The organism is Streptomyces olivoverticillatus, from assembly GCF_014203555.1.
In the GTDB taxonomy this organism is placed as follows: domain Bacteria; phylum Actinomycetota; class Actinomycetes; order Streptomycetales; family Streptomycetaceae; genus Streptomyces; species Streptomyces olivoverticillatus.
Map to the genome: position 1 here is coordinate 337,543 of NZ_JACHJH010000001.1, position 14,452 is coordinate 351,994.

A 14,452-nucleotide genomic window follows, 5' to 3' on the forward strand; every position below is an offset into this window, starting at 1 on the left:
GTCCCCTCAGAGATGTGCGGGTGCGGTGATGCCGAGCTGGGTCAGGCCGTCGGCGAGCACCTTGCCCGTGGCCTCGGCGAGGGCCAGGCGGGCGCGGTGAACGGCCGAGGGTTTCTCGTCCCCGCGGGGGAGCGTGGGACTGTCCGCCTGCCACCGCAGGAACGCGTCGGCGGCTCTCTCCAGATGCCGGGCGAGCCGGTCGGGGGCGCGGGTGGCGGTGATGCGGGGGTGGTCGCCGAGGGCGGCGAGGAGGGGGGCGGCGGCGCTGTCGTCGAGCTCGCCGGGCAGTGGCTCGAAGCCCAGGTCACGGGCGTTGCGCAGCAGGGCGCGGGTGCGGGCGTGGGCGTAGCGGACGCGGAAGAGGGGGTTGCTCTCGCGCTGGACGAGGAGCAGGTCGTGGTCGAGTCCGGGCGGGCTGACCTGCGCCCACCGCGCGGCGTCCGGCCCGAGCCGGCGTACGAGGCCGGGGTCGGGGTGCAGCGGGAGGCTCTCGCCGGGGGCGCCCTCCCCGTCGAGGATGCCGCGCACCAGCCGTACGTAGGAGGAGCCCTGCAAGGTGATGTTGAGGAAGCCGGGTTCAGCGATCTCGACCCGGGCGATGCCGGGCTCGCGGGCCAGGCGGCGGCGCAGCACTTCGGCGATCTCGCGGGCGGGCCGGCCGGTGTCCTTGGCGAGCCGGAGGGCGACGTTGGTCGCGTAGTCCCCGCATCCCGGACGGGGCGGCACCCGCACGGTGACCCGCGTGGGCACGGCGGCGCGCAGCTCGTCGGCCTCGACGGCGCAGCGCACGGTGTGCAACACGGTGCGGGTGAGATCGGCGGGTGTCACGGGAGCAAGCCTAGGGGAGGAGGGGGGTCACTCCGCGAACAGGTTTCATCCGCAGGTTTCATCCGCGGTTTCATCCCGCGTGACGGACCACCGGTTCGGCATCGCCGGGGGCGGCCTGCTCCTGCTCGCCCTCTCCCCCGCAGCGGCGGGCCAGCGCCCGTACGATCCGCACCATCTCGGCGGGCTCGAAGGGCTTGGCGAGGAAGACATCCACCCCGGCGGAGCGCCCGCCGTCCACCTCGAACTGGGTGCAGGCGCTGATGATCGCGATGGGTATGTCCCGGGTCCGCGCGTCGGCACGCAGCCGCGCGGCGGTATGCAGCCCGTCGAGCCGGGGCATGACGACGTCCAAGGTCACCACGTCGGGCCGGACCCGGTGCACGATCTCCAGGCACTCGGCACCATCGGCCGCGGTCACGACCTCGAAGCCTTCGAGCTCGAGGTTGACCCTAATCAACTGCCGGATGACCCTGTTGTCGTCGACAACAAGGACCCGGCCGGACAAGCCAGGCACACCCCGAGAGTAGGCGCGCCCCCCGCCCTGCGTCCGGGTTTTCCCCACTTCCACCCCGCCCGAGCGAGCTTTCCCCTCCCCTCCCCCACCGCCCGACGATCACCCGTTGCCGGACACCCTCGGGTAGCTGGTAATGTTCTTCCCGTCGCCGCAGAAACGCGGCGGACACGCCCCCGTAGCTCAGGGGATAGAGCAACGGCCTCCGGAGCCGTGTGCGCAGGTTCGAATCCTGCCGGGGGCACCTTGCATAAGGTGCCCAAAGACCCCGTCACCAGCGGAAACGCTGAGGCCGGGGTCTTCGCGTTTTCAGGATTTGGGGAAGCTGAAGCCGTACCCCTGGTTCTTCAGCCACGGCAGGGTTTCCTCCAGAGCCGCGACCGTCTGACTGCGGTCGCCGCCGCCGTCGTGGAAGAGGATGGTGGGGCCTTCGCGCAGTTCCTTTTCGACCGTTTCCACGATGCGCTCCGTGCCGGGGCGCTGCCAGTCGTGGGTGTCGACGTTCCAGCCGAGCGGCCGCATGCCGTGGTCCGCGGCGAGCTTGCGGCTGTAGGGGGTGAACGCGCCGCCGGGGGCCCGGTAGTAGAGCACCGGGACGCCCGGGCCCGCGGCGTCTTCGATCATCTTCTGGGCGTCGAGGATCTGTTGCCGCTGGTAGTCCTCGGAGCGCTTGTCCATCGCGGTGTTGTGGTCCACCGAGTGGTCGCAGAGCCGGTGGCCGGCGGCCAGGACCTTCTTGACGAGGTCCGGGCGGGCCTTCGCCTGCGGGCCGATCATGCAGAACGTGGCCTTGGCGCCGTACTTCTTGAGGACGTCCAGCACCTTGGGCGTCCACACCGGGTCCGGGCCGTCGTCGATGGTGAGGTTGACGACCTTGCCCGGGTCCTCCGCGTCGTGGGAGATCTCCGGGGAGACCGGGCCACGGGAGACGGAGGCGCTCGGTATGCCGGGGGTGCCGGCCCTGCCGTCCGGGGACGGGCCCCGGGCGTGCCCCGGTGCGCCGCCGGAGTCCTGGGTGGCCATGGCCACCGTTCCCGATATCACTCCGGCGAGCGCCAGAACGGATGCCGCCGCGATCGTCAGTTTTCGCTTACGGGCAGTCAGTCGAGCCATGACGTTCCACTCCCCCTCGCGCCGCTGCCTGTGTCCTGCCCGCGTAGACGCCCATCTACCGCAAGGCGTTCCGAATTGAGCCTTCGCTCACACAACCATGGCAAAACAGGCACCGAGTGACTGAAACGTCCTTCGTAAGCGCAGGTTTGTTATCCGTCCGCGACTATCCGTCCGCGACCGTCTCCCGCGCCCCCTGCGCGATCGCCTCCGCGACCTCCGCCGTGCGCGCGGCCTCCTCTTCCTTGAACCTCCGTGCGTCGAGCTCTTCGGCGATCTCCTCGTCCTGGGCCATCAGCAGATCGAGGTTGGCATCGCCCAGTTCGAAGACGCCCATGTCCGCATAGGCCCGCTGCAACCTCTCGCCCCACAGGCCGATGTCCTTCACGCACGGCACGATGCGACTGAACAGCAACTTGCGGAATAGCTGCAGGAATTCGGACCGCTCGCACAGCTCCTCGGCGTCGGCGGGCGGGATACCGAAGTCGTGGAGCACCTCCTCGCCGCGCAGCCGGTCGCGCATCAGGTAGCAGCCCTCGATGACGAACTCCTCGCGCTCGCGCAGCTCGACGTCCGACAGTTGCCGGTAGTAGTCGCGCAGGGCCATGCGGCCGAAGGCCACGTGCCGGGCCTCGTCCTGCATGATGTAGGCGAGGATCTGCTTCGGCAGCGGCTTGCCGGTGGTGTCGCGCAGCATGCCGAAGGCGGCGAGGGCGAGCCCCTCGATGAGGACCTGCATGCCGAGGTAGGGCATGTCCCAGCGGGAGTCGCGCAGGGTGTCGTCCAGCAGCGACTGCAAGTTGGGGTTGACCGGGTAGAGCAGGCCGATCTTCTCGTGCAGGAAGCGGCTGTAGATCTCCACGTGCCGGGCCTCGTCCATGGCCTGGGTCGCGGAGTAGAACTTCGCGTCGAGGTCGGGCACGGACTCCACGATGCGGCTCGCGCACACCAGCGCGCCCTGCTCGCCGTGGAGGAACTGGCTGAACTGCCAGGAGGCGTAACGGCGGCGCAGATCGCGCTTGTTGGCCTCGCTCATCTTGTCCCAGTACGGGGTGCCGTGGACGACCAGGCTCTCGTCGGGCACGCCGAGCGGGTCGTACGGGTCGCTCTCCAGGTCCCAGTCGATGCGCTTGGCGGCATTCCACTGCTTGTCCTTGCCCTTCTGGTAGAGGGCGAGCAGCCGTTCGCGTCCGTCGTCGTAATCCCAGCCGAAACGGGCCGCTCCGGCGGCCGGGACCTCCCAGACCGGGCCGCCCGGGTCGTGTGCGTAGAGCTCGCGCGTCGACATCGTCGCGCCTCCTGTTCCCTTGCACGCATGGGTGTTGTGCAGGCTCACACGGGGGTTACCGCGTGGTCAACAAGCGTGCCCCGACGGCCCGGTGAGGGCTCGGGGCCGGTCCGGCAAGGGGGTTGACGCCCCTTGCTGACAAGCAGTCTCATAAAGACCGTACCGCGGGTAACCCGACGATAGGTGGAATCGGCCATGACGACCGCGCCCGACCGGCAGCCCGACCGGCACCTGCCACAGCGGCTCCAGGACGCGCTCGGCCCCCTCCAGGACCGCGAACGGGTCGCCGAGCGGCTGCTCCAGTCATCCGCCAGACACTCTTTCGACCCCGACACCGAACTCGACTGGGACGCACCCCCCGAGCCCGGCAAGTGGTACTGGCCCCCCGAGCTCGTCTCCCTCTACGACACCCCGCTGTGGCGGCGGATGCCGGAGGAGCAGCGCAGGGAACTGGCCCGGCACGAGGCGGCCTCGCTCGCCTCGCTGGGCATCTGGTTCGAGATCATCCTCATGCAGCTGCTCGTCAGACACATCTACGACAAGCCGGTGACCAGCGCACACGTCCGCTACGCGCTCACCGAGATCGCCGACGAGTGCCGCCACTCCACGATGTTCGCCCGTCTGATCCGGCACGGCGGCTCCCCCGCCTACCCGGTCTCCCGGCTCCACCACAACCTCGCGCGCGTGCTGAAGACCGTCTCCACCACACCCGGCTCCTTCGCCTGCACCCTCCTCGGCGAGGAGATCCTGGATTACATGCAGCGGCTGACCTTCCCCGACGAGCGCGTCCAGCCCCTGGTGCGCGGCGTCACCCGCATCCACGTCGTGGAGGAGGCCCGGCACGTGCGCTACGCGCGCGAGGAGTTGCGGCGCCAGATGGTCACCGCGCCGCGCTGGGAGCGCGAGCTGACCCGGGTGAGCGCGGGCGAGGCGGCGCGCGTCTTCTCCATCGCCTTCGTCAACCCCGCCGTCTACGCCGCCGTCGGTCTCGACCGCCGCGCAGCCGTCGCCCAGGTCAGGGCCAGCGCCCACCGGCGCGCGGTGATGCAGGCGGGCGCCCGGCGGCTGACCGGCTTCCTGGACGAGATCGGCGTGCTGCGCGGCGTCGGCCGCCGGCTGTGGCACAGCTCCGGCCTGCTGGCCTGATGGCCCGTCGGCCTGATCACCCGCCGCATTGACCGCCCGCCGCCCTGATCCCCAGGCGCCCTGATCACCCGCCGCCCTGATACCCCTCGCCTGGCGGTTACCCTGCCGTGCATGACCGGCAGCGGAACCGCCTCGTACCGCAGGCTCGGCGTCGCCGAGCGCCGCGCCCAGCTCATCACCGCAGCCCTGGGCCTCTTCGCGCACCGGGCCCCCGAGGACGTCTCCCTCGACGACGTCGCGGCGGCCGCCGCGGTCTCCAGGCCGCTGGTCTACCGCTACTTCCCCGGCGGCAAGACCCAGCTGTACGAGGCGGCGCTGCGCAGCGCGGCCAACGATCTCGAACTGTGCTTCGCCGAACCGGAGAACGGCCCGCTGACCACCCGCCTGGGTGCCGTCCTCGACCGCTACCTCGCCTTCGTCGACGAGCACGACGCGGGGTTCAGCGCGCTGCTGCAGGGCGGCAGCGTCGCCGAGACCTCGCGCACCGGCGCGATCGTCGACGAGGTCCGCCGGGCCGCCGCCCGGCAGATCCTCCGGCACCTGTCCGTCCCGGACCCCGGGGCGCGGCTGCGGATGATGGTGCGCACCTGGATCACGGCCGTGGAGGCGGCCTCCCTGATCTGGCTGGACGAAGGGAAGCGGCCGCCCGCGGCCGAGCTGCGCGACTGGCTGGTCGACCACTTCACGGCCCTGCTGACCGTCACGGCGGCGAGCGACCCCCAGACGGCGGAGGTGGCCCGCGCGGCCTTCGCCCTGGAGCCGCCGGACGGGCCGATGGGCGACCTGGCCCGCCGGGTGGCACCGGTGGTGGCGGGGGCGGAGCATCTGCTGCCGGGCCTGTCCGGGTGACGGGGAGCGTATCCGCGCCACCTGCTGCCGTCCGGCCGTGGCGGGTGGCGGAGACTGGTTCCGTGAGGAGCGAAAACACACACTTCGAGGGCGGGCCGCTGGACGGGCGCGTACTGCCGGTGCTCGTCGGGCTCAACGGGCTGCCGCCGAAGACGTACGAGGTACCGGTACCGGCCGCGGAGAAGGGCGGGGCACCCACCGTGTACGTCTACCGCCGGGTGCCCTCGGCCACCACGCGGCGGCTGGGGCTGCCCAAGGGGTGGAAGTACGCCTTCGACCCGGAGGGGAAGCCGGGCGGGCACCTTCCGAAGTGGCCGTGGGCGAAGCCCGGCGGCCGGTCGGGTGACGGTGGGTCAACGGGAGAGTGAGCACGTTGGGCGGTTTCGCCCACACCACTCCCATTAGTCATATCGCGCATGGCACCATCCCTCCCGGGGCACGATCACGCGCGGCCCTGCCCACTACCGGAGGTGAGCCCGTGTCAGGACGGTTTGTGCGGTCGGTCTGCACGGCGGCGGTGATGGCCGTCGGTGCGGCGCTCGCCCTGCCCGCGCAGCCGGTGGCCGCGGCCCCCGCCGCGCCGCCCGGCCAGACGGTCAGCGCGCTGCTGAACCGGCTCCAGACGCTGTACCGGAAGGCCGAGGAGGCCACCGAGACATACAACGCGACCGAGGAGAAGCTCAAGAAGCAGCGCACCGAGGTCGACCGGCTCGGCGAGGACCTCGCCACCGCCCGCATCGCCCTCAACGCCGGCCGCAACGACGCGGGCAGACTCGCCAGAGAGCAGTACCGCACGGGGGGCGGCGGCGCCCTCTCCCCGTACATGCGGTTCCTGCTCAGCGGCGACCCCCAGCAGGCCCTGGACCAGGGCCACGAGATCAACCGCGCCGCCGGGCGGCGGGCCACCACCGTGGACCGGCTCTCCGCGGGCGCCAGCCGGACGGCGAAGCTCGCCTCGCAGGCCCGCGACGCGCTCAACGTCCAGCAGGCCCTGGCCGCCACCCAGAAGCGGCAGCGCGACGACGTGCGCAAGCGGCTCGACGAGGTCGAGCGGCTGCTGTCCTCGCTCACCGGCGAGCAGCTCGCCGAGCTGCGGCGGCTGGAGCAGAAGGACATCGGCGCGGCCCAGGCGAAGCTGCTCTCCTCCGGTACGCTCGGCGGCTCCCGCACCCCCTCCGCGGCGGGCGGCAGGGCGCTGGAGTACGCGTTCCGGCAGATCGGCAAGCCGTACATCTGGGGCGCGGCGGGGCCGGACGCCTTCGACTGCTCCGGCCTGACCTCCCAGGCGTGGGCGCACGCGGGGGACGAGATCCCGCGCACCAGCCAGGAGCAGTGGAAGAGCCTGCCGAGGGTGCCGCTGAGCCAGCTGCGCCCCGGCGACCTGATCATCTACTTCGAGGGCGCCACGCACGTCGCGCTCTACATCGGCAACGGACAGGTGGTGCAGGCGCCCCGGCCCGGCGGCTACGTCAAGGTGTCCCCGATCGCCGCCAACCCACTGCTGGGCGCCGTCCGTCCGGACGCGGGCCAGGCGTCGCTGGCCTCGTACGTGCCGCCGGCGCTGCCGGAGGGGGCCGGGTCCGGCTCCGACGCCGGGTACGGGTCGGCGGGGGCGCCCGGACGGTAGCCGGGCATCAGCCCCTGGTGGCGGCCGCGGCCGCCACCTGCGTCACGTACGCCTCGGCCTTCGCGGCGTCGAAGAAGTAGTCCTCGAAGTCCGAGGGGTCGTCGAAGCCGTTGGCGAACCGGTCCGCGACCGGCTGCAGCCCGCCCGCCGCCCCGAGCAGGCTGCGCACGTGCCCGGCGGTGGGCGCCAGCATGGCGTTGGTCCACCGGGTGACGTGCCGTGCCGTGGCCCAGTACCGCTCGAAGGCGCCCCGCATCCACTCCGCGTCGAAGGGCTCCTCGCCGCGCTCGACGATCGAGGCGAGGTACGAAGCGGCGCACTTGGCGGCCGAGTTGGAGCCCTGCCCGGTCAAGGGGTCGTTGACGACGACCGCGTCCGCGACGCCGAGCACCGGGCTGCCGGACGGCAGCCGCCCCACCGGGTCGCGGACGGCCGGGGTGTACCGCCCGGCCAGGGTGGCGCCCGCGTCGGTGAGCTCCACGGCGGTGGCGCGCCCGTACTCCCACGGGGCGAACCACTCCAGCAGTTCCAGGGTGCGCGTCAGGTGCTCGCCGGGGCCCTCGACGTCCTGGAAGACGTCGAGGGGGCCGCCCGGGACGCCCTCCCAGAAGAGGATGTCGGCGCGGCCGGAGGTGGTGAGCGTGGGGATGACCCACAGCTCCCCGGCGCCCGGCACCAGATTGCAGCGCACCGCGTCGTACTCGGGGTGCTCCGGGCGCGGGCCCAGGCCGTGGACGTAGGCGAGGGCGAGCGAGCGCTGGGGCGTGGTGTACGGGGAGCGGGCCGGGTCGCGGGCGAAGAGCGAGACCAGCTCGCCCTTGCCCGCCGCGACCAGCACCAGGTCGTAGCGGGGCGCGAGGAAGTCCAGGTCGGAGACGGTCACCCCGTGGACGACGAGCCGTCCGCCGCGCTCGGCGAAGGTCTCCAGCCAGCCCGGCATCTTCACCCGCTGGTCGACGGACTGGGCGTAGCCGTCGAGCCGGCCCACCCAGTCGACGAGGCGGCGGATGCCGGGCATCCCGGGGACGTTCCCGGCGACCGAGACGCCGAGGCCCAGCGCGGGCGGGGCGAGCGACTCCCAGAAGTTCAGGCCCAGTTCGCGCTCGTAATGCAGGGCCGTGCGGAACATGATCTGGGTGGACATCACGCGTCCGGCGCGGATCTCCTCGGGCGCACGGTTGGAGACGACGGTGACGTCGTACCCCTTGGCCTGGAGGCCGAGGGCCAGCTGCAGGCCGGACTGGCCGGCTCCGACTATCAGGATCCTGCGCATGGTGCCGCTCAGCTCCGCTCGGCCGTGACCAGCAGGGCCCGCCCCACCAGGGTCAGCAGCGTCTCGACGACGGTGATGCGGTCGCGGGAGTCCATGACGACGACCGGCACGTCCGCGGCGAGCGAGAGCGCCTCGCGCACCGCCTCCGGCGCGTAGCGGGGCGTGCCCTCGAAGTGGTTGACGGCCACGACGTAGGGCAGGCCGCCGCTCTCGAAGTAGTCGAGCGCGGGGAAGCAGTCCGCGAGCCGCCGGGTGTCGACCAGCACGACCGCGCCGATGGCGCCGCGCACCAGGTCGTCCCACATGAACCAGAAGCGCTTCTGGCCTGGCGTGCCGAAGAGGTAGAGCACCAGGTCGGCTTCGAGGGTGATCCGGCCGAAGTCCATGGCGACCGTGGTCGTCGACTTGTCGGGGACGTCGGAGAGGTCGTCCACCTCTTCGCCCGCGGTCGTCATCACGGCCTCGGTGCGCAGCGGGGTGATCTCGGAGACGGAGCCGACGAAGGTGGTCTTGCCGACGCCGAAGCCGCCCGCGATGACGATCTTCGTGACGGAGGGGGCCCGGGAGAGGTCGGTCTGCCAGCTGCGTGCCTGGCCGGGGATGGGGGCTCCCGTGGTCGTGTCAGAGCCTGCGTAGTCCACTCAGCACCCTTTCGAGCAGTGCGCGGTCGGGCCGGCCGTCCGGGTAACCGGTGCCGTAGACGCGGATCCTTCCCTGGTCGGCGAGGTCGCCGAGGAGGACGCGCACGACGCCGAGCGGCATCTTGAGCAGCGCGGACACCTCGGCGACCGAGCGCAGTCTGCGGCACAGCCCGACGATGGCGCGGACCTCGGGCACGACCCGGGCCGCGAGCGGGGCCGGGCCCGTGCCGCCGTCCGCCCGCTCCTGCTCCTCCTCCCAGGCGTCCAGGGCCGCCACGAAGGTCTCGACGAGCAGGACGTGGCCGAAGCGGGTGCGCCCGCCGGTGAGCGAGTACGGGCGCACACGCGCGGCCTGGCAGCCGTCCGGTGCCGTGCCGGCCCGGCCGCCCCGCAGGGTCCCCGCGGCCGTCATCCGGCCGCCTCCACGGACTGCCGGAGCTCCCTGCGGAGTTCGGGCGTCAGGACGTGTCCGGCGCGGCCGACGAAGAGGGCCATGTGGTAGGCGACGACGCTCATGTCGCAGTCGGGTGCCGTGCGGACGCCCAGCAGCGAGCCGTCGCTGATGGTCATGACGAACAGGCCGCCGCCCTCCATCGCGACCATCGTCTGTTTGACCGTGCCGCCGTCCATCAGGGCGGCCGCGCCCGTGGTCAGGCTGCCGAGCCCCGCGACGATCGTGGCGAGGTCGGCGGTGGAGCCGCGCGGGCCCTCCTCGCTTCTGCCGCTGTGCGGCGCGGGGTGCCCGGCCGGGTGGTCCGGGCACTCGCGGTGCTCCCCGTACTCGGCCGCGGAGGAGAGCAGCAGCAGGCCGTCGGAGGAGACCACGGCGACGGACAGCACGCCGGGCACCTCCTCGACCAGGTCGGTCAGCAGCCAGTGCAGATTGCGGGCTTCGTCGCTCAGCCCATAGGCGGTCACGCCCGTGGTGCCGGCGGGGCTCACGGGGGTCGCCCCCCGGGGAATTGCAGTCAACCGCGTGCCTCCTCGACAGTGCCGCCCTCGTCCGGCGCCCCTGCTCGATTCCGATCAGTACCACGTTCGCGGCCGGTCAACTCGGCCTCGGCGTCCAGGCGTCCGTTCCGTGCGCCCTGCTGGAAGCCCGCGAGCTTGCGGCGCAGCGCCTCCGCGTCGACGCCTTGCCGCACGGTCAGCGGCACCGGCTTCTGCCCCACGACGCGGGGGGTGCGCTTGGGCAGTCCGTTGCCCGTGACGGGGCCGGAGACCGGGGGCGTGGGGACGGGGCCGCCGGTGAGCGGGCCGGGCGCCGGTGCCGCCTCGCGGGCGGGTGCGGCCTCGCGGCGCGGGGCCGGCGGGGACGCGGCCGGGTGGGCCGGGCGCGCGTGGCGGCCGGCGCCGTACCGGAGGTCGCTCCTCTTCACCGTGGAGAGCTGGATGGTCTCGTCGTCCATCGCGCCCGTGGGCCGGGGCGGTGGTGCGTCGGCCGGGCGGTAGGGGCGGCCCGGAAGCGTATGGGAGTTGGCCTCGGCGACGGCTCCGGGCATGTCCACCCGCAGCGCCGGGCCGGGGATGTGTCCGGCGGTGCCGCCGTCGCTCATCGCCGGGGGGTCGGCGGGCAGGATGTGGCTGGGCAGGACCACGACGGCCGTGATGCCGCCGGGCCGCTGCTCGCGCAGCTGCACCCGCACCCCGTGGCGTGCGGCGAGGCGTGCGACGACGTACAGGCCGAGGCCCATGACGGGCTGTTCCTGACCGGCCGCCGGGGGCATCCGGCGGCCGAGGGCGGAGGGGTCCCCTCGGCGCTGGGGGTCCGGGTCGGCCTCGGCGAGCAGGGCGTTGAGCTCGTCCAGCCGCTCGGGGGCCATGCCGATGCCCTCGTCCTGGACGGAGAGCATGACCTCGCCGTTCTCCAGGAGCCAGCCGGAGACCTGCACGGCCGCGTCGGGCGGGGAGAACACCGTGGCGTTCTCCAGGAGTTCGGCCACCAGGTGGCTGACGTCGTCGGCGGCGAAGCCGGCGACCTGGGCGCGCGCCGGGAGGGAGTGGATGCGCACGCGCTCGTAGCGCTCGATCTCGCTGACGCCCGCGCGCAGGACGTCCAGCAGGGGTACGGCGCCGACGTGCCCGCTGCGGTGTTCGGCACCGGCGAGGACCAGCAGGTTCTCGTTGTGGCGGCGCATCCGGGTGGCGAGGTGGTCGAGCTTGAAGAGCACCTCCAGGCGGTCGGGGTCCGCCTCGTGGGCCTCCATGGACTCGATGACGGTCAGCTGGCGCTCGACGAGGCCGAGGGTGCGCCGGGAGAGACTGACGAAGGTGGCGTGCAACCGGCCCGAGAGGCCCTCCAGCCGCTCGGCGAGCTCGTGGTGGCGCACGCGCAGTGCGTCGCGCTCCTCGGCGAGGTCCTGCCGGGCGCCGTCGAGGCGGGTGCGCTCGCCTTCCAGCAGGGTCATGCGCTCGCGCTGCCGGACGACCGCGCCGTGCAGGACGTTGACCGAGCGGACGACTTCGGCGAATTCGTCGTCGCGGCCGGCGGTGAAGGAGACGGGCTCCTGGTGCAGCGGGTCGGCGCTCACCCGGCGGGCGCCGAGCCGCAGGGCGGCCAGCGGGCGGGTGACGGAGCGGGCGGCTTGGATGCCGGTGCCGAGGACGAGCAGGAAGCACAGCCCGGCCAGCGCGCCGCGCACTTCCAGGGCGACCGTGTCGTGGTCGCGCAGCCGGGCGAGGCGGGCCATCTCCTCGGTGGCGAGGGTGGATTCGACGCCGCGCATCTGCTCGATGCGGGTGGTCAGGGCGGCCCGCAGGGGGCCCTGCTGTGCCGCCTCGGCCGCCGTGGTCTGCGGCCTGACGGCGAGCCGGTCCAGCCGCGCCTCGGCGGCGGCGACTTGGGGGCCGGTGACCGTGTGGGCGTACTCCTCGCACAGGGTGGCCGGGGCGAGCTGGCGGAAGTCGGCGAGCGCGGCCTGTTCCCGTACGCGGGCGGTCTTGGCGCCGGTGGCGAGCGCGTCCTGGCCGTCGTGCGCGGCGAGTGCGCCCAGCAGCAGGGCGCGGGTGGCGGAGGCCTGCTCGACGGCGCGGCCGAGCGGGGGCAGGGCCGCACCCTCGGCGTCCTGGGCGCGGGCCGGCAGCCGGTGGGCGAGGGTCGCCGCCGTCTGGTGCAGGGCCTGCACGGCGGCGGTGTAGGCGGTGAAGGCGGCCAGGGCGTCGCCGGGCCCGGCCAGCACGCGTCGGCGCACCTCGGGCAGCCCGTCGAGCCGGCTGCGCACGGAAGGCGACGCCGAGGCGCGGAACTCCGCGATCTGCCGGTCCACGCGGGCGCGTTGGTCCTCGGTGACGCCGGTGGCGGCCGGGGTGCCGGAGGCGTCGGTGGCCGCCGCGCCGCGGCCGCCCGCCACGTACTCCGTCATGGCGTCACGCTCGTCGGCCAAGGAGTGGGCGAGCGCCACGGCGGCGCTGCCGGTGGTCGCGAGCTGGGCCAGTCTGCGGGATTCGGAGAGGTCGCGTATGGCGTCGGCGACGCCGAAGGCGCTCGCGCCGAGCACCGTCAGCGAGACGAACGTGACGGAGGCGACGAGCCGGTTGCTCACCCGGGCGGTGCGCTCCGGTACGCCTGTGGTCTGCTGTTCGCGCTGGCCGCCGCGAAGCCGCTTCTTTCGCACCGGTGCTCACAATCTGCAGTCGTCCGTCCCACCTCTGGTGGCCCCTTGCCCGGTGGCACCCGCCGCGCATCCCCCCGGCAAGTGCCCCACCACGTAAACCGCCTGGCCCGCCGGAAGGATGCGCGCCAATGGCCGGGGAAATTCGGGCATCCGGCACACTGGCCGCATGCGCATCGAACTCGCCACTCAGCCAGGGGATCCGGGCCGTCCAAACGAGGATTTCGCGTCAGTTGCCGTGCCCGCTTCGGGGGCCGGGGGCGCCCTGGTGCTGCTGGACGGTGTGACGCCACCGCCGGACGGGGTCACGGGGTGTGTGCATACGGTCGCGTGGTTCACGGCGCGGCTGGGCGGCGCCCTGCTCGAACTCGCGGTCTCCCAGCGTGAGCTGACACTGGAGCAGTGTCTGTCGGAGGCGATCGCCCGGACCGCGCAGGCGCACGGCGAGGGGTGCGACCTGTCGCACCGGCGCACCCCGCAGGCCACGGTCGTGGTGGCGCGCTGGGACGAGCAGCGGGTGGAGCACCTGGTGCTGTCCGACTCGGTGCTGCTGATCGAGGGCGTGGACGGCTCGGTGGCGGCCGTGCTGGACGACCGCATCGCCCAACTGGCCGCCGTGGAGCGGGTGACGGACGCCCGGCGCAATGCCGAGGGGGGCTTCTTCACGGCGGCGGCCGACCCGGCCGCGGCCGCCCGCGCGGTGACGGGCAGCACGGCGCGTACGGACGTACGGGCCCTGGCGGCGCTCACCGACGGGGCGGCCCGCTGGGTGGAGGTGTTCCGTGCGGGCGGCTGGGCTCAGTGCCTCGCCGTGCTGGCGAAGGAGGGGCCGCAGGCGCTGGTGGACCGGGTGCGTTCTGCGGAGCTGGCGGACCCCGAGCGGCGGGCGTTCCGCCGCGGCAAGACGCACGACGACGCGGCGGTGCTCTACGCCGAGCTGTGAGCCGCGGTCAGGACTCGGCGCTCTCGTTCATCTGGTGGAGCAGCCGGGCCAGCTCGGCGATTTCGGCGAGGTCCCAGGCGGCGAGCTTGCGCATGTACTGCGCGCGCCGGGCGTCGCGCACCCGGGTGAAGCGCTCACGGCCCTCGTCGGTGAGCTCGACCAGGGATGCCCGGCCGTCGGCCGGGTCCGGGGCGCGGGTGACGAGGCCGAGGTCGCACAGGGCGCGCAGCTGGCGGCTCATGGTGGCCTTGCCGACGCCGAAGTAGGCGGCGAGGTCGGTGGCGCGCTGCTGCCCGGCGTCCACCAGACGGACGAGCAGCCCGTAGGCGGCGGGCTCGAGCTCGGGGTGGACCTCGCGGGCCATCTCGCCGGAGGAGGCGCGGGCCCGGCGCAGGAAGACGGACAGTTCGCGCTCCAGGGCGAGGAAGGGGTGGTCCACACCACTGCCGTCCGCGGAACCCGGACCGCCTTCCTCGGGGGGCGGGGCGCTGGTCTGTTGCACGTCAGGACCTCTCCGGCTTTCATTCGCTGAAAACTTAAACACACGGCGTTTCGTCGCCGCAGTTCGGACAGTATTTCGCAGGATTAGACCAACGGCAGCACCCCGGGCCTCTATCGCGGGGCA

General features: G+C 73.1%; 15 protein-coding genes and 1 tRNA gene. 6 read left to right on the forward strand and 10 right to left on the reverse strand.

What is annotated here, in order from left to right; all coding sequences use genetic code 11:
• Positions 1–6 precede the first annotated feature (6 nt).
• Positions 7–828 (reverse strand): ArgS-related anticodon-binding protein NrtL, encoded by an 822-nt coding sequence (gene nrtL / locus FHS39_RS01525; RefSeq protein ID WP_184345915.1) that lies wholly within the window; start codon positions 826–828, stop codon positions 7–9.
• Between the two features lie 70 nt (positions 829–898).
• Entirely contained in the window at positions 899–1,390 is a 492-nt protein-coding gene (locus FHS39_RS01530; RefSeq protein WP_184345916.1) for a response regulator, read from the reverse strand.
• 121 nt (positions 1,391–1,511) lie between these two features.
• On the opposite strand from FHS39_RS01530, the gene FHS39_RS01535 reads away from it, so the two are divergent.
• Positions 1,512–1,583 (forward strand) — tRNA-Arg (locus FHS39_RS01535).
• Positions 1,584–1,648: 65 nt separating this feature from the next.
• On the opposite strand, the gene FHS39_RS01540 is transcribed toward FHS39_RS01535, so the two are convergent.
• Together FHS39_RS01540 and FHS39_RS01545 are read right to left on the reverse strand one after the other, a co-directional pair.
• A complete protein-coding gene (locus FHS39_RS01540) occupies positions 1,649–2,452 on the reverse strand; it encodes a polysaccharide deacetylase family protein (RefSeq protein WP_246469751.1) in 804 nt (267 codons plus the stop codon).
• A 163-nt stretch (positions 2,453–2,615) separates the two neighbouring features.
• Positions 2,616–3,737, reverse strand: a complete 1,122-nt coding sequence (locus tag FHS39_RS01545) for a ferritin-like domain-containing protein (protein WP_184345917.1) — start codon at positions 3,735–3,737, stop codon at positions 2,616–2,618.
• Between the two features lie 195 nt (positions 3,738–3,932).
• Between FHS39_RS01545 and FHS39_RS01550 the strand changes: the two genes are divergently transcribed.
• The 4 genes from FHS39_RS01550 to FHS39_RS01565 all read left to right on the forward strand — a co-directional run bounded on the left by FHS39_RS01550 (position 3,933) and on the right by FHS39_RS01565 (position 7,359).
• Positions 3,933–4,883 carry an AurF N-oxygenase family protein gene (locus tag FHS39_RS01550; protein ID WP_184345918.1) on the forward strand — a complete coding sequence of 317 codons (951 nt, stop codon included), beginning with the start codon at positions 3,933–3,935 and terminating at the stop codon, positions 4,881–4,883.
• 111 nt (positions 4,884–4,994) lie between these two features.
• Positions 4,995–5,732 carry a TetR/AcrR family transcriptional regulator gene (locus tag FHS39_RS01555; protein ID WP_184345919.1) on the forward strand — a complete coding sequence of 246 codons (738 nt, stop codon included), beginning with the start codon at positions 4,995–4,997 and terminating at the stop codon, positions 5,730–5,732.
• 62 nt (positions 5,733–5,794) lie between these two features.
• Positions 5,795–6,100, forward strand: a complete 306-nt coding sequence (locus FHS39_RS01560) for a hypothetical protein (protein WP_184345920.1) — start codon at positions 5,795–5,797, stop codon at positions 6,098–6,100.
• 110 nt (positions 6,101–6,210) lie between these two features.
• Positions 6,211–7,359 carry a C40 family peptidase gene (locus FHS39_RS01565; protein WP_343069302.1) on the forward strand — a complete coding sequence of 383 codons (1,149 nt, stop codon included), beginning with the start codon at positions 6,211–6,213 and terminating at the stop codon, positions 7,357–7,359.
• A 7-nt stretch (positions 7,360–7,366) separates the two neighbouring features.
• Here the strand turns inward: FHS39_RS01565 and FHS39_RS01570 are convergent, their stop codons facing one another.
• Genes FHS39_RS01570 through FHS39_RS01590 form a run of 5 tightly spaced genes read right to left on the reverse strand, consistent with a single transcriptional unit; the run spans position 7,367 to position 12,887 of the window.
• Positions 7,367–8,632 (reverse strand): styrene monooxygenase/indole monooxygenase family protein, encoded by a 1,266-nt coding sequence (locus tag FHS39_RS01570; protein WP_184345921.1) that lies wholly within the window; start codon positions 8,630–8,632, stop codon positions 7,367–7,369.
• A gap of 8 nt (positions 8,633–8,640) precedes the next feature.
• The gene (locus tag FHS39_RS01575; RefSeq protein WP_184345922.1) at positions 8,641–9,273 is read right to left on the reverse strand and encodes an ATP/GTP-binding protein; all 633 of its coding nucleotides are present in this window, start codon (positions 9,271–9,273) and stop codon (positions 8,641–8,643) included.
• Complete coding sequence (locus FHS39_RS01580; protein ID WP_184345923.1) at positions 9,254–9,685, reverse strand: DUF742 domain-containing protein; 432 nt, start codon at positions 9,683–9,685, stop codon at positions 9,254–9,256. Before FHS39_RS01580 ends, FHS39_RS01575 begins: the two co-directional genes overlap by 20 nt.
• Positions 9,682–10,215, reverse strand: coding sequence for a roadblock/LC7 domain-containing protein (locus tag FHS39_RS01585; RefSeq protein ID WP_343069303.1), 534 nt, complete (start codon positions 10,213–10,215; stop codon positions 9,682–9,684). Before FHS39_RS01585 ends, FHS39_RS01580 begins: the two co-directional genes overlap by 4 nt.
• Before the next feature lie 26 nt (positions 10,216–10,241).
• Positions 10,242–12,887: a nitrate- and nitrite sensing domain-containing protein gene (locus FHS39_RS01590; RefSeq protein WP_184345925.1), complete on the reverse strand. Its 2,646-nt coding sequence runs from the start codon at positions 12,885–12,887 to the stop codon at positions 10,242–10,244.
• A 166-nt stretch (positions 12,888–13,053) separates the two neighbouring features.
• Here FHS39_RS01590 and FHS39_RS01595 point away from each other — a divergent pair, with 166 nt between their 5' ends.
• Positions 13,054–13,827 carry a protein phosphatase 2C domain-containing protein gene (locus FHS39_RS01595; RefSeq protein WP_184345926.1) on the forward strand — a complete coding sequence of 258 codons (774 nt, stop codon included), beginning with the start codon at positions 13,054–13,056 and terminating at the stop codon, positions 13,825–13,827.
• 7 nt (positions 13,828–13,834) lie between these two features.
• On the opposite strand, the gene FHS39_RS01600 is transcribed toward FHS39_RS01595, so the two are convergent.
• Entirely contained in the window at positions 13,835–14,329 is a 495-nt protein-coding gene (locus FHS39_RS01600) for a MarR family winged helix-turn-helix transcriptional regulator (RefSeq protein ID WP_343069304.1), read from the reverse strand.
• Positions 14,330–14,452 lie beyond the last annotated feature (123 nt).